Source organism: Amycolatopsis sp. 3B14 (assembly GCF_050958625.1).
GTDB classification, from domain to species: Bacteria; Actinomycetota; Actinomycetes; order Mycobacteriales; family Pseudonocardiaceae; genus Amycolatopsis_E; species Amycolatopsis_E thermoflava.
This window is the reverse complement of sequence record NZ_JBHZEN010000066.1, coordinates 84,844-97,698: the sequence shown is the minus strand read 5'-3', so window position 1 is coordinate 97,698 and position 12,855 is coordinate 84,844. Positions and strand designations below refer to the sequence as shown.

The window sequence follows — 12,855 nt, the reverse complement described above, 5'->3', positions numbered from 1 at the left end:
GCCCGGCCGCACCCCGCTGCGCTGGCCGGTTTCCGGCAGGCCCGCGCTCTACGTGACGGCGCTGAACGACCCCGCCGTCCTGCCGCACCTCCTGCACGCATGAGCAGTCCCTACGACGGCCAGGTCCGGTCCAGCTCCGCGACCACCGGCCGGTGGTCGGAAGCCGTCGCCGCCAACGCGCGGGCGGCCCGGATCCCGACGGCCGCGCAGAGCGGCCGGACTGTCAGTGGCCGTGGCGACGGACAACGCATGGCCCGGCCGCACCCCGCTGCGCTGGCCGGTTTCCGGCAGGCCCGCGCTCTACGTGACGGCGCTGAACGACCCCGCCGTCCTGCCGCACCTCCTGCACGCATGACCAGTCCCTACGACGGCCGGGCCCGTTCCAGCTCCGCGACCACCGGCCAGTGGTCGGAAGCCGTCGTCGGCGGCGCAAGCGGCCGAGCTGTCGATGGTCGGGGCGACATGTGCCCGCGAGTGAACTCCCCGTGACCGCTGTGCGCTACGACGAGACCGGCCGGGTCCGTTCCAGCTCCGCGACCACCGGCCGATGGTCGGAGGCCGTCGCCGCCACCGCGCGGGCGGCCCGGATCCCGACGGCGGCGCAGGCGGCGGACTGTCAGTGGCCGTGGTGACGGACAACGCATGGCCCGGCCGCACCCCGCTGCGGTGGGCGGTTTCCGGCAGGCCAGCCCTCTACGTGACGGCGCTGAACGACCCCGCCGTCCTGCCGCACCTCCTGCACGCATGAGCAGTCCCTACGACGGCCGGGCCCGTTCCAGCTCCGCGACCACCGGCCAGTGGTCGGAAGCCGTCGTCGCCACCGCGCGGGCGGCCCGGATCCCGAAGTGCGGGGACGCGGTCACGAAGTCGATGCGCTTCACCGGTTCCGCGGCCGGGTAGGTCCCGGCGCGCGGGTCCGCGTCGCGCAGTTCCGTCCACAGTGGAGCGAGTTCGGGTGCGGCCGGTTCGGCGTTGAAGTCGCCGGTGAGGATCTCCGGGCCGGGCAGCCGGCCGAGGACGGCGAGCATGTCGGCGACCTGCGCCTGCCGCACGGACGGGTCGGCGCGGTAGTCCAGGTGGGTGGTGTAGACGCGGACCGGCCCGCCGTGGGCGGCGACGGTGACCTCCGCGAACCCCGGCGCGGGGGCGGGGGTGGCGTCCGGGGTGAGCGTGGACAACCGGGTGATCTCGAGGTTCCGCGCGGCGACGATCGGGAAGCGGCTCAGCACGGCGACGCCGTACTGGCGGCGCGGCGCACCGGGCGCGGGCGGGTCGAGGTCGTAGATCGGCGCGAAGAACACGTGCATCTTCAGGGCGCGCGCGAGTTCGGCAGCCTCGTCGCGGTAGTCGCTGCGCGCGTCCCAGTGGACGTCGACCTCCTGGAGCCCCACGACGTCCGCGTGCAGGTCGCGGATCGCGGCAGCGGTGCGGGCGAGGTCGAAGACGCCGTCCTGCCCGGCGCCCGCGTGGATGTTGTAGCTGGCGACGGTGAGCGGCCGGGGCGCGGCGGCCGCCGGAGCCGCGCCGAGGGCCAGAACCGCCGCGATGACCGCCACTGCGAGCCGCATGATGATCACCTTAGCCGCGGAGGCAACCGGGCGGGCGGTTCGCGCGTGGGAGTTGTCGAGGAGGGGGAGCGCGATGGCGGCGCAGGATGTGATGAGCGCGCGACTGCCCGGCGCGGACCTGGTGGCGGCCGCCGCCGGTGGCGAGACGGGGGCGATCGGGGAGCTGGTCGCCGCGGTGACGCCGGTCGTCGTGCGGTACTGCCGGGCGCGGCTGAGCCGGGGCGCGGACGAGGTGGCGCACGAGGCGTGCCTGGCGATCCTGCACGCGCTGCCCGGTTGGACGGGCTCGTTCCCCGCGCTCGTGTACGAACTGACGGCGCAGACTGTGGCCGGTGCCCGCTTCCCCGAGGCCGATTCACCGGTGCTGGCGCTGCCCGGCGTGGAGCGGGAGATCGTGCTGCTGCGTGTGGCGGCAGGCCTGACGGCGGAGGAGACCGCCGCCGCGCTGGGGCTGTCGGTGAACCAGGTGCGCGTGGTGCAGCACCGGGCGCTCAACCGCCTCCGGGAGACGCTCGGGTGAGGGCGCCCCAGTTCGAGGCATGCCCAGCTGGCCCCGCGTCAGTTCGACGCATGCCCGGCTGAACCCGCCTCAGTTCGAGGGCGTGCTCGACCGCATGCCCGCCAGCAGACCGAGGCCCGCCATCACGCCGGCCAAGAAGTACCACGCGTCACCGAGGGCAGCGGACGCGATGATCGCCAGGATGAGGACGCCGCCGGCCGCGGCCCACCCCGTAACGTTCGGCTCCGCCATGAACCCCACCATCCTCCTCGGCGGCGCGCGCCGCACCACGGAGAGGAGGAATCACCCTCGAAGTGCGACCGGCGGGTGACTGGCCCGCACGTCGCACAGCCCCGGAGGGCCGGCACGATGGCCGCATCAGCCAACCCGCCGCCGGCAACGGCCAACACACTGCCCGCGGGCAGGCAGCACGCCACCCCCGACAGCCAACACACTGCCCGGAACGGCCAACACTCGGCCGGAATGCTCGCACCGCCTGTGGCGGCGGTCCTCGGCAACCCCACCAGAGGCGACACGACCCGCAGCGGACCCGGAACCCCGGCCGACCCGGCGCGCCGGCGGACCCCGCGGCCGCAGCGGCGTGCCCGGGCGGCGATGGCAGGCCCGACCTCACCCGGGCCACCTCCCCGCCGCCGGCGGAGCGGCCGCCGCCGGCGGGCAGCGGCGAGGCCGGCCACGGCCGGCACACCCCAACCGCCCCGCCAGAGGCGACACGACCCCCAGGGAACCCAGCGCCCCGACAGACCCCGCGGCCACGGCGGCGTGACCGGCCACAGCCGGCACACCCGACCTCACCCGGCCACCCCGCCAGAGGCGACACGCCCCCCAGCGGACCCAACGCCCGACGGACCCGCCGCCCCAGCCGACCCCGCGGACCCGGCGGGCCCGGCGGGCCCGGCGGCCGCAGCGGCGTGCCCGGGCGGCGTTGGCAGGCCCGACCTCTCCCGGGCCACTTCACCGCCGCCGCCGGCGGTCACTTCACCCCCGCCGCCACCGCCGGCGGGCGGCGGGCGGCGGCGGGCGGCGGCGGGCGAGCCGAGGCCGGCAGCGGCGAGGGCGGCGAAGCCCGGTCCCCCGCCCCGCTGGGGGAATCGAATCAGCCGGCCATCGAGCGCATTCGCGTCACCTCGTCGCTCTGCGAGGCGATCACGTCGGTCGCCATTTCCTCCACGAATACGTCCGCCCCGGCGCCCAGCACCTCCGTCGCCATGGTGATCGCGCCCTCGTGGTGCGCTGTCATCAGCTGCAGGAACATCCGGTCGAACTCCGGGCCCGTCGCGGCCGCCAGCGCGGCGAGCTGCTCCTCGGTCGCCATCCCCGGCATGGGCCCGAGCTCGGCGTGCGAGCCGTGGTGGCCGGCGTGCTCCCCCGGCACCTCGAGCCCCCGCTGCCGCAGCCACGCCGTCATCGACGTGATCTCCGGCGCCTGCGTCGCGGTGATGCGGGCCGCCAGGCCCTTCACGTCCTCCCGCGCGGCCCGCGCCGGCGCCAGCTCGCCCATCCGGATCGCCTGCTGGTGGTGCATGATCATCCGCTGCGCGTACGACACGTCGGCGTCGTTGTGCCGGTTGGCCGGCACCGCCGAGCTCGCCTCGTCCGCAGGCAGCGTGCGGGCCGGCTCCCCCGGCGCGCCCGGCACCACGACCGGCGGCGCCTCCGGCTCGGCCGAGCACGCCGACGCCAGCACCGCCGCGGCCAGCAGCGTTCCCACGACGAACCCCCGCACCCAGGCCTCCTCGCACTCGTCCGTCCCCGCGACCGTACCCCAGGAAAAAGCCTACTTTCGGCCGTGTCCGCCCAACGACGAATCCGGGCATACTTCGTATTTCTTCCGAACGAAAGGGGTTGGCCACGTGGCTCCGGGGACGCAACGCAGACGCCGGCTCTTCGCGCTCACTGGCGCGATCGCCCTGTCGCTGACCACACTCGGCGCCGCGCCGGCGTCGGCCGCTCCCGGCATCCCGGGGGTCGACGAGGTCAGCCAGTCCCGCAACATCCAGCACCTGGCGAACATCCCGAAGCAGGCCCCGTTCGACAACGTGGACGCCTTCGGCACCGACATCGCGTTCACCGACGACCACGCGATCGTCGGCAACTACAACGGTTTCACGATCTACGACATCAAGCAGCCCAGCAAGCCGAAGATCGTCAGCCAGGTCCTCTGCCCCGGCTCGCAGAACGACGTGTCGGTGTCCGGCGACCTGCTGTTCCTGTCCACCGACTCCTCACGCAGCGACAACTCCTGCGCCAGCGCCAGCCAGCCCGCCACGAACCAGAACTCGTGGGAGGGCATCAAGATCTTCGACATCAGCGATCTGGCCAACCCGAAGTACGTGGCCGCGGTCGAGACGAAGTGCGGTTCGCACACCCACACGCTGGTGCCGGGCAAGAACGGCAAGGACGTCTACCTCTACGTCTCCTCCTACAGCCCGCGCCCGGAGTTCCCGGACTGCCAGCCCCCGCACGACCTGATCTCCGTGGTCAAGGTCCCGGTGCGCAACCCGGCCGCCGCGTCCGTCGTCAACGAGCCGGTGGTCTTCGGCCCGGAGGGCGGCAACCCCGGCATCCCCGGCACCTTCCCGAACCACTACGTCACCGCCACCTCCGGCTGCCACGACATCACCGCCTACCCGGACAAGGACCTGGCGGCGGGCGCGTGCATGGGTGACGGCGTGCTGTTCGACATCTCCGACCGGGAGCACCCGCGCATCATCGAGCAGGTCCAGGACGACAACAACTTCGCGTTCTGGCACTCGGCGACGTTCAACAACGACGGCACCAAGGTCGTCTTCACCGACGAGCTGGGCGGCGGCGGCCAGCCCGCGTGCACCGCGGCGATCGGAGCGGTCCGCGGCGCGGACGCGATCTACGACATCACCGGCCGCGGCGACGACCGCAGCCTGCGCTTCGCGAGCTACTTCAAGATCCCGCGCGAGCAGGCGGCCACCGAGAACTGCGTGGCGCACAACGGCTCGCTGATCCCGGTCAAGGGCCGCGACATCATGGTGCAGGCCTGGTACCAGGGCGGGATCTCGGTGTGGGACTTCACCGACTCCGCCCACCCGAAGGAGCTGGCGTACTGGGAGCGCGGACCGCTGTCCACCGAGCAGCTGATCGTCGGCGGGTCGTGGTCGGCCTACTACTACAACGGCCACATCTACTCCTCCGACATCCAGAAGGGGCTGGACGTGTTCGCGCTGCACGACCCGCGCACGGCGAGCGCGAAGTCGGTCCGGATGGACGAGCTGAACGTCCAGACCCAGGGCCGCTACCGCGGGTGATCCACTAGCACAACCGGACGATCGAAGGCAAATCCATCCTGCCGCCGATCACCATGCGGGACAGCTGTCCCCCATCCCGGTGATCGTCGGCAGGATGGCGCCATGTCCGAAAACACCCCTGACGACGCCATCCTCCCCGAGAAGCCGCGCCGGAAGCGCGGCCCGCTGGTCGGCGTCATCCTCGCCGTGGTCGTCGTCCTCGTCGCCGTGGTCCTGATCGTCGTCAACGCGACGTCGGACTCCGGCACCTCCGCCGGTCACACCACCGTGAAGATCGGCGTGACCGACGCGAGCTCCGACTACTGGAAGACCTTCCGGCAGATCGCCGCCGACAACGGCATCGACCTGGAGCTGGTCAACTTCTCCGACTACACCCAGGCCAACCCGGCGCTCGCGCAGGGCCAGCTGGACGTGAACCTGTTCCAGCACCTGCTGTTCCTCGCCAACTACAACGTCAGCGCGAACCAGGACCTCACCCCGATCGGCTCGACCTACGTGGTGCCGCTGAGCCTCTACTCGCGCAAGCACGCCACCGTCGCCGACATCCCGCAGGGCGGTCAGATCGCGATCCCGAACGACCCGACCAACCAGGCGCGCGCCCTGCTCGTGCTCCAGTCGGCCGGCCTGATCTCGCTGCGCGGCGGCGGGAACGTGCTGTCCACCCCGGCCGAGATCGACCAGGCCGCGTCGAAGGTGACCGTGACACCGGTGGACGCCTCGCAGACCGTGGCCGCGCTCCCGTCGGTCGACGGCGCGATCGTCAACAACAACTTCGCCCTGGACGCGAACCTCGACCCGTCGAAGGCGCTGTTCAACGACGACCCGGCCAACCCGTCCGCCGAGCCCTACATCAACACCTTCGTCACCCGCGCGCAGGACAAGGACAACCCGACCTACCTCAAGCTCGCCCAGCTCTACCGCGATCCGCGGGTGGCCGGCGAGGTGAAGGCCGAGTCGAAGAACACCGCCGTGCTGGTCGAGCGTCCCAACGCCGACCTGCAGGCGATCCTGGACCGACTCGAGCAGACCGTGCGGGCCGCGAAGAAGTGAACGCGCTCATCGAGTTCCAGGGCGTCACCAAGCGGTTCGGTGACGTCACCGCGCTGGCGGATGTCGACCTGACCATCGGCGCGGGCGAGGTCTTCGGCATCATCGGCTACTCCGGCGCGGGCAAGAGCACGCTGGTCCGGCTGATCAACGCACTCGAACCGGTCACCTCCGGGCGGGTCCTCGTCGACGGCGTGGACCTGACGAAGCTGCGCGAGCGGGAGCTGCGTGAAGTGCGGGCCGGGATCGGCATGATCTTCCAGCAGTTCAACCTGTTCCGCTCGCGCACGGTGTTCGGCAACGTGGCCTACCCGCTGAAGATCGCCGGGTGGGACAAGGCGCGCCGGAAGGCGCGGGTGGCCGAGCTGCTGAAGTTCGTCGGCATCACCGACAAGGCGTGGCACTACCCGGACCAGCTCTCCGGCGGGCAGAAGCAGCGCGTGGGGATCGCCCGCGCGCTGGCCACGAACCCGAAGATCCTGCTCGCCGACGAGTCCACCAGCGCGCTCGACCCGGAGACCACCGGCGAGGTGCTGCGGCTGCTCAAGCGGGTCAACACCGAACTGGGCGTGACGATCGTGGTGATCACCCACGAGATGGAGGTGGTGCGTGAGATCGCCGACCGGGTCGCGGTGCTGGACTCCGGCCGGGTGATCGAGCAGGGCAGCGTGTTCGAGGTGTTCTCGTCACCGAAGACGCGCACGGCGCAGCGGTTCGTCGGGTCGGTCGTGCGGGACACCCCGGACGGCGCGGACCTGGACCGCATCCGGGCGCGGCACGGCGGGCGGCTGGTGTCGGCGAAGGTGCACGACGACGGCAGACTGGGCGCGGTGCTGTCCGACGCGGTCGGCAAGCACAACGTGCGGTTCGAGATCGTCTACGGCGGCATCACGGCGTTGTCCGGCCGGTCGTTCGGCGGTCTGACGCTCGAACTGATCGGCGCCGACGCCGACGTGGACGCGCTGATCGCGGACCTGCGCGCCACCACCGAGATCGAGGAGATCGCGGCATGAGCCTCGACTGGGAGACCCTGGGCCCGGTGTTCTGGGAGGCGATCGCGCAGACGCTGGGCATGGCCGTGGTGACGCTGGTCGTCGGCGGCGTGCTCGGCCTGGTGCTGGGCATCCTGCTCTACACCACGCGCGCGGGCGGGCTGCTGGCGAACCGGTTCGTGTTCACCGTGCTCAACGTGCTGGTCAACATCATCCGGCCGATCCCGTTCATCATCTTCATCACCGCGATCGGGCCGGTGACGATCTCCGTCGTCGGCACCCAGCTGGGCACCGCGGCGGCGACGTTCGCGCTGGTGTTCGCGGCGACGTTCGGGATATCCCGGATCGTCGAGCAGAACCTGGTCACCATCGACCCCGGCGTGATCGAGGCGGCGCGGGCGATGGGCGCGAGCCCGCTGCGGATCATCCTCACGCTGCTGGTGCCGGAGGCGCTCGGGCCGCTGGTGCTGGGCTACACGTTCGTGTTCGTCGCGATCGTCGACATGACGGCGGTGGCGGGCGCGGTCGGCGGCGGCGGGCTCGGCGACTTCGCCATCACCTACGGCTACCACCGGTTCGACTGGGTGGTGACGTGGCTGGCGGTCGTGACGATCATCGTGCTGGTGCAGGGCGCGCAGTTCCTCGGCAACTGGCTGGCGCGCAAAGCGCTGCGGCGTTGACGCGCGGGCCGGCGGGGCGGACAGTGGGGCGATGGCGCTGCAGCTGAGCCTTCGTCAGGCGCGGGAGCTGCCCGAACTGCGGTTCGAGCCGACGCGCAAGCGGGTGCGGGCGGTCGCCGGCGGGAAGGTGTTCGCCGACTCCCGCCGGGCGGCCCTGGTGTGGGAGCCGCGGCGGGTGGTGCCGCAGTACGCCTTCCCGGCGGCCGACGTCCACGCCTCGCTCACGCCCGCCCCGCCGTCCGACGTGGAGCGGCACCCGGTGTCGCTCGGGCCCAACACGGGTGTGCTGGACCCGAGCACCGGGTTCGCCGCGCACACCACCACGGGCACGCCGCTCACGCTGAGCATGGACGGCGTGGTCCTGGAGGGCGCCGGGTTCCGGCCGGACGACCCGGACCTCGCGGAGTACGTGATCGCCGACTTCGACGCGTTCGACGAGTGGCTGGAAGAGGACGAGACGATCGTGTCCCACCCGCGCGACCCGTTCCACCGCGTCGACGTGCGGCGCAGCTCGCGGCACGTGCGGGTGGAGGTCGACGGGGTGCCGCTGGCGGACACGAAGTCGCCGCTGCTGGTGTTCGAGACGTCCCTGCCGCCGCGACTGTACCTGCCACCGTCCGATGTGGACTTCAGCAGGCTGCGGGAGTCCGCCCGCGAGACCACGTGCGCCTACAAGGGGCGGGCGCGGTACTGGTCGGCCGAGGTCGGCGACCGGACGCACCCGGACCTCGCGTGGGCGTACGAAAGCCCGCTCCCGGACGCCGTGCAGCTCGCCGGGCACGTGGCCTTCTTCGACGAGCGGGTGGACGTGACGCTGGACGGGGAGCGGGTGCCGCGGCCGGTCACGCCCTGGTCCTGAATCGATAACCTGACGCCATGCACGATCACCCCGGCTGGCGTCCGGTCAGCGGCGGCGAGTCGGGCGCCGCGGTGTTCCACAGCGCCGGCGGCGACCGCTACGCCAAGCACGTGGCGCCCGCGGACGCGCCCGGGCTCCGGCACGAACGCGACCGGATCGCCTGGCTCGCCGGGCAGGGCGTGCCGGGACCACGGGTGCTCGACTGGCACTCGGGCGAAACCGGCGCCTGCCTGGTGACCAGCACCGTTCCCGGTGTGCCCGCCGACCGGCTGTCCGCGGACGACCTCGGCCGCGCCTGGCCGCACATCGCGGACGCGGTGCGCCGGCTGCACGACCTGCCCGCGGACGACTGCCCGTTCAGCCGCGACCTGGACGCGATGGTCGCCGTGGCGCGGGACGTCGTCGCCCGCGGTGCGGTGAACCCGGAGTTCCTGCCCGTCGAGCAGCAGGACACCCCGCCCGCGGAGCTGCTGGCGCGTCTCGTGCCGCAGGTCGAGCAGCGCCGCGCCGAGGAGGCCACCGACACCGTGGTCTGCCACGGCGACCTCTGCCTGCCCAACATCGTCGTCGACCCCGCGACGCACGAGGTGTCGGGCTTCGTCGATCTAGGCCGCCTCGGCCGGGCCGACCGCCACGCCGACCTCGCGCTGCTGCTGGCCAACGCCAGGGAAACCTGGCCGGACGAGGAACGGGCGAAGGCCGCGGACGCGGAGTTCGCCGAGCGGTACGGCGCCGCGCCCGATCCCGCCCGGCTGCGGTTCTACCTCCACCTCGACCCGCTCACCTGGGGCTGACCTGCTCCGCCCAGAAGCGCGTCACCAGGTCCTGGAACTCCGCGGCCCGCTCGATCTGCGGCATGTGCCCGGTGTCGGTGAACAGCCGCGTCTGCGCGTGCGGCAACGCGCGCCGGGCGGCGTCGAGGTGCAGGGCGGGCAGGATGAGGTCGCGGTCGCCCCACACGACGAGCGTCGGCAGGGCCCGCGCGGCTACCGCCTGGACCAGCTCGGCCCGCCAGTCCTCCCGCACGCCGCGGAAACCGCCGAGCCCGCGCGCCGTCTCCAGCATCACCCGCGCCGCGTGCGGCTGCCGGGCGATCTCCAGCGCGTGCTCGACCCGCTCCCGCGTCGCGAACTTGCGGTCGTGGAACAACGCCCGCTCGGTCCGCACGGCCCCGGCCACGCTCGGGCGCAGCAGCAGCTTCCCCAACGGCCGCAACGCCAGCAGCCGCAACGCGATCGTCACCTCGCGGCCGAACCCCGCGCTGTTCACCAGCACCAGGCTGCGCACCCGCTCCGGCGCGTCGACCGACAACCGCATCGCGACCGCGCCGCCGAGCGAGTTCCCGGCCACGTGCACCGGCCGCGTCTCCCCCACCGCGTCCAGGAAGTCCGCCGCGAACCCGGCCAGCGCGGCGAGCGTGTGCTTGCCCGGCAACGGTTCCGACATCCCGAAGCCGGCGAGGTCGACGCTGTAGGTGCGGTGCGCGGCGGCGAGCAGGTCCTGCTGCTCGGACCAGTCCCGCAGGCTCCGGCCGATCCCGTGCAGCAGCAGGACCGGCGGCCCGTCGCCGTCCACGCGGTAGCGGGCCCGCCGCCCGCGCACGTCCACGAAGTCCACGGTCAGCGCAACCTGCCCAGCAGCCGGCTGTGTGCGCCGGGCAGCAGCCGCACCAGCAGGTCGGGGATCTTCGCGTCCCAGCCGATCAGCACGCGCGGCTTGCGGTGCTCGATCGCGTCCACGATGACCGCCGCGGCCTTCGCCGGGTCCATCCGCAGCACGCGTTCCCACTGCCGCGTGTCCATCCCGCCGGGCACGCCGCTGCCGACGCGCGCGGACTCCGCGATCCGGGTGCGGATGCCGCCCGGGTGCACCGACGTGACGCCGACCTGGCCGGCCAGCTCGTGCCGGATCGCCTCGGTGAAGCCGCGGATCGCGAACTTGCTCGCCGCGTACGCCGACTGCCCCGGGGGCGCGATCAGCCCGAACAGGCTGGACACGTTGGCGATGTGCGAGCCGGGCGCGGCCTTGAGCGCGGGCAACAGCGCGTGCGTCAGCTGGACCGGGGCGCGGAAGTTGACGTCCACGACCCAGCCGAACTCCTCCAGCGTCAGCTGGTCGAACCGGCCGCCCAGCGCGACACCGGCGTTGTTGATCAGCAACGTCAGCCGCGGGTTCTCGGCCAGCACCCGCTCGGCGGCCGCGGCCGTCTCCTCCGCCGAGGCCAGGTCGGCCACCTGGGTGGAGACGTCCACTCCGGCCCCCACGGCCTTGGCCACCGCGGCCAGCCGGTCGGCGTCGCGGTCCAGCAGCACCAGGTTCGAGCCCCGCGCGGCCAGGGCGTGCGCGAGCGCCTCGCCGATCCCGCTGGCCGCCCCGGTCACCACGGCCGTGCCGCCGTCGAACACGTAGTCGCGCATCAGGCCACCCGCTCCTTCGCCTGCTTGGCGGTGCGGGCGAACCGCATTGCGTCGTCCGTCAGCGACCCGTGCCGCATCAGCATGACGTCGCGCGGGTAGTTCTGGAACAGCCGCCACGGCGCGGCCGGGCCCTGCTTGGGCAGCTTGTCGATGCTGCGCAGCACGTACCCGGACTTGAGGTCGATGAGCGGCTCGGTCGCGGTGACCGACGGCGGCGCCACCGGGGTGCAGGTGGTGTAGCCGTGCTCGTCGAGGTGGTTGAGCAGGCGGCACACGTACCCGGCGACGAGGTCGGCCTTCAGCGTCCACGAGGCGTTCGTGTAGCCGATGGTGAACGCGTAGTTCGGCACGCCGGAGAGCATCATGCCCTTGTACGCCAGGCGTTCGCCGATCTCCACCGGCTCGCCGTCGACCACCAGGTCCAGCCCGCCGAACGGCAGCAGGTTCAGGCCGGTGGCCGTGACGATGATGTCGGCCTCCAGTACCCGGCCCGAGGTCAGCCGGACGCCCTCCGCGGTGAACCGCTCGATGGTGTCGGTGACGATGTCGGCCTTGCCGCTGCGGACGGCCTTGAACAGGTCCCCGTCCGGCACGAAGCACACCCGCTGGTCCCACGGGTCGTAGCTGGGGTTGAAGTGCCGGTCCACCTCGAACCCGCGCGGCAGCTGCGCGGACGCCGCCTTGCGCAGGAACTTCCGCACGAACGCCGGGATGCGGCGGCTGAGCTGGAAAAACAGCATGGCGGACAGCACGTTCTTCCACCGCACGATCGGATAGGCCACCTTGGGCGGCAGCACGCCGCGCAGCTTGTCGGCGACCGGGTCGGTGCCCGGCAGCGACAGCACGTAACTGGGCGAGCGCTGCAGCATCGTCACGTGCGCCGCGTCGCCTGCCATCGCGGGCAGCAGCGTCACGGCCGTGGCGCCGCTGCCGATCACGACGACGCGCTTGCCGGTGTAGTCCAGGTCCTCCGGCCAGTGCTGCGGGTGCACGACGGTGCCGGCGAACTCGTCCTGGCCGGGGAACTCCGGCGCGTAGCCCTGGTCGTAGCGGTAGTACCCGGAGTTGACGAACAGGAAGTCGCAGGTGATCCGCACGCGTTCGCCGGTGTCGGTGCGCTCCGCCTCGACCGTCCACAGTGCCTGGGCGGAGGACCACTCCGCCCGCACCACGCGGTGGTGGAACCGGATCTTGCGGTCGATGCCGCGCTTGCGCGCGGTGGTGCGCACGTACTCGCGGATGGACGGGCCGTCCGCGATCGCCTTCGCGTCGGTCCAGGGCTCGAACGAGTAGCCCAGGGTGAACATGTCCGAGTCGGAGCGGACGCCCGGGTAGCGGAACAGGTCCCAGGTGCCGCCGATCGCGCCGCGCGACTCGAAGATCGCGTACGTGCGTCCGGGGCACTCGGCCTGCAGGTGGCTGGCGGCACCGATCCCGGACAGCCCGGCACCGACGATCAGGACGTCGACGTGTTCCAGCGTCATCGCTTCC

Annotated in this window: 15 protein-coding genes; 9 read left to right on the top strand and 6 right to left on the bottom strand. The window is 72.5% G+C overall.

Annotated features, from left to right (window positions below):
* Positions 1-232 precede the first annotated feature (232 nt).
* Positions 233-355 carry a hypothetical protein gene (locus ACCP09_RS32680; RefSeq protein ID WP_433752605.1) on the top strand — a complete coding sequence of 41 codons (123 nt, stop codon included), beginning with the start codon at positions 233-235 and terminating at the stop codon, positions 353-355.
* 130 nt (positions 356-485) lie between these two features.
* Entirely contained in the window at positions 486-632 is a 147-nt protein-coding gene (locus ACCP09_RS32675; protein WP_433752603.1) for a hypothetical protein, read from the top strand.
* A 123-nt stretch (positions 633-755) separates the two neighbouring features.
* On the opposite strand, the gene ACCP09_RS32670 is transcribed toward ACCP09_RS32675, so the two are convergent.
* Positions 756-1,577, bottom strand: a complete 822-nt coding sequence (locus ACCP09_RS32670) for an endonuclease/exonuclease/phosphatase family protein (RefSeq protein ID WP_433752601.1) — start codon at positions 1,575-1,577, stop codon at positions 756-758.
* Positions 1,578-1,641: 64 nt separating this feature from the next.
* On the opposite strand from ACCP09_RS32670, the gene ACCP09_RS32665 reads away from it, so the two are divergent.
* Positions 1,642-2,088 (top strand): sigma factor-like helix-turn-helix DNA-binding protein, encoded by a 447-nt coding sequence (locus ACCP09_RS32665; protein ID WP_433752599.1) that lies wholly within the window; start codon positions 1,642-1,644, stop codon positions 2,086-2,088.
* Between the two features lie 69 nt (positions 2,089-2,157).
* On the opposite strand, the gene ACCP09_RS32660 is transcribed toward ACCP09_RS32665, so the two are convergent.
* Together ACCP09_RS32660 and ACCP09_RS32655 are read right to left on the bottom strand one after the other, a co-directional pair.
* Positions 2,158-2,319 carry a hypothetical protein gene (locus ACCP09_RS32660; protein WP_020418839.1) on the bottom strand — a complete coding sequence of 54 codons (162 nt, stop codon included), beginning with the start codon at positions 2,317-2,319 and terminating at the stop codon, positions 2,158-2,160.
* 865 nt (positions 2,320-3,184) lie between these two features.
* Entirely contained in the window at positions 3,185-3,814 is a 630-nt protein-coding gene (locus tag ACCP09_RS32655) for a DUF305 domain-containing protein (RefSeq protein WP_433752598.1), read from the bottom strand.
* A gap of 127 nt (positions 3,815-3,941) precedes the next feature.
* Between ACCP09_RS32655 and ACCP09_RS32650 the strand changes: the two genes are divergently transcribed.
* From ACCP09_RS32650 to ACCP09_RS32625, 6 genes are all read left to right on the top strand, one after another.
* Entirely contained in the window at positions 3,942-5,369 is a 1,428-nt protein-coding gene (locus ACCP09_RS32650; protein WP_433752596.1) for an LVIVD repeat-containing protein, read from the top strand.
* 102 nt (positions 5,370-5,471) lie between these two features.
* Positions 5,472-6,419, top strand: a complete 948-nt coding sequence (locus tag ACCP09_RS32645; RefSeq protein WP_433752594.1) for a MetQ/NlpA family ABC transporter substrate-binding protein — start codon at positions 5,472-5,474, stop codon at positions 6,417-6,419.
* Positions 6,416-7,429, top strand: a complete 1,014-nt coding sequence (locus tag ACCP09_RS32640; protein WP_433752592.1) for a methionine ABC transporter ATP-binding protein — start codon at positions 6,416-6,418, stop codon at positions 7,427-7,429. Before ACCP09_RS32645 ends, ACCP09_RS32640 begins: the two co-directional genes overlap by 4 nt.
* A complete protein-coding gene (locus ACCP09_RS32635) occupies positions 7,426-8,088 on the top strand; it encodes a methionine ABC transporter permease (RefSeq protein WP_431904070.1) in 663 nt (220 codons plus the stop codon). The genes ACCP09_RS32640 and ACCP09_RS32635 overlap by 4 nt, the downstream gene beginning before the upstream one ends.
* A 31-nt stretch (positions 8,089-8,119) precedes the next feature.
* Positions 8,120-8,947, top strand: a complete 828-nt coding sequence (locus ACCP09_RS32630; protein WP_433752589.1) for a DUF427 domain-containing protein — start codon at positions 8,120-8,122, stop codon at positions 8,945-8,947.
* Positions 8,948-8,964: 17 nt separating this feature from the next.
* Positions 8,965-9,741: an APH(3'') family aminoglycoside O-phosphotransferase gene (locus tag ACCP09_RS32625; protein ID WP_400981508.1), complete on the top strand. Its 777-nt coding sequence runs from the start codon at positions 8,965-8,967 to the stop codon at positions 9,739-9,741.
* On the opposite strand, the gene ACCP09_RS32620 is transcribed toward ACCP09_RS32625, so the two are convergent.
* The 3 genes from ACCP09_RS32620 to ACCP09_RS32610 are packed head-to-tail and all read right to left on the bottom strand — an operon-like array spanning position 9,728 to position 12,848.
* Positions 9,728-10,564 carry an alpha/beta fold hydrolase gene (locus ACCP09_RS32620; protein WP_433752587.1) on the bottom strand — a complete coding sequence of 279 codons (837 nt, stop codon included), beginning with the start codon at positions 10,562-10,564 and terminating at the stop codon, positions 9,728-9,730. The genes ACCP09_RS32625 and ACCP09_RS32620 overlap by 14 nt on opposite strands.
* Positions 10,565-10,566: 2 nt before the next feature.
* Positions 10,567-11,364, bottom strand: coding sequence for an SDR family NAD(P)-dependent oxidoreductase (locus ACCP09_RS32615; protein ID WP_123683180.1), 798 nt, complete (start codon positions 11,362-11,364; stop codon positions 10,567-10,569).
* Positions 11,364-12,848, bottom strand: a complete 1,485-nt coding sequence (locus tag ACCP09_RS32610; protein ID WP_400981501.1) for a flavin-containing monooxygenase — start codon at positions 12,846-12,848, stop codon at positions 11,364-11,366. The genes ACCP09_RS32615 and ACCP09_RS32610 overlap by 1 nt, the downstream gene beginning before the upstream one ends.
* Positions 12,849-12,855 lie beyond the last annotated feature (7 nt).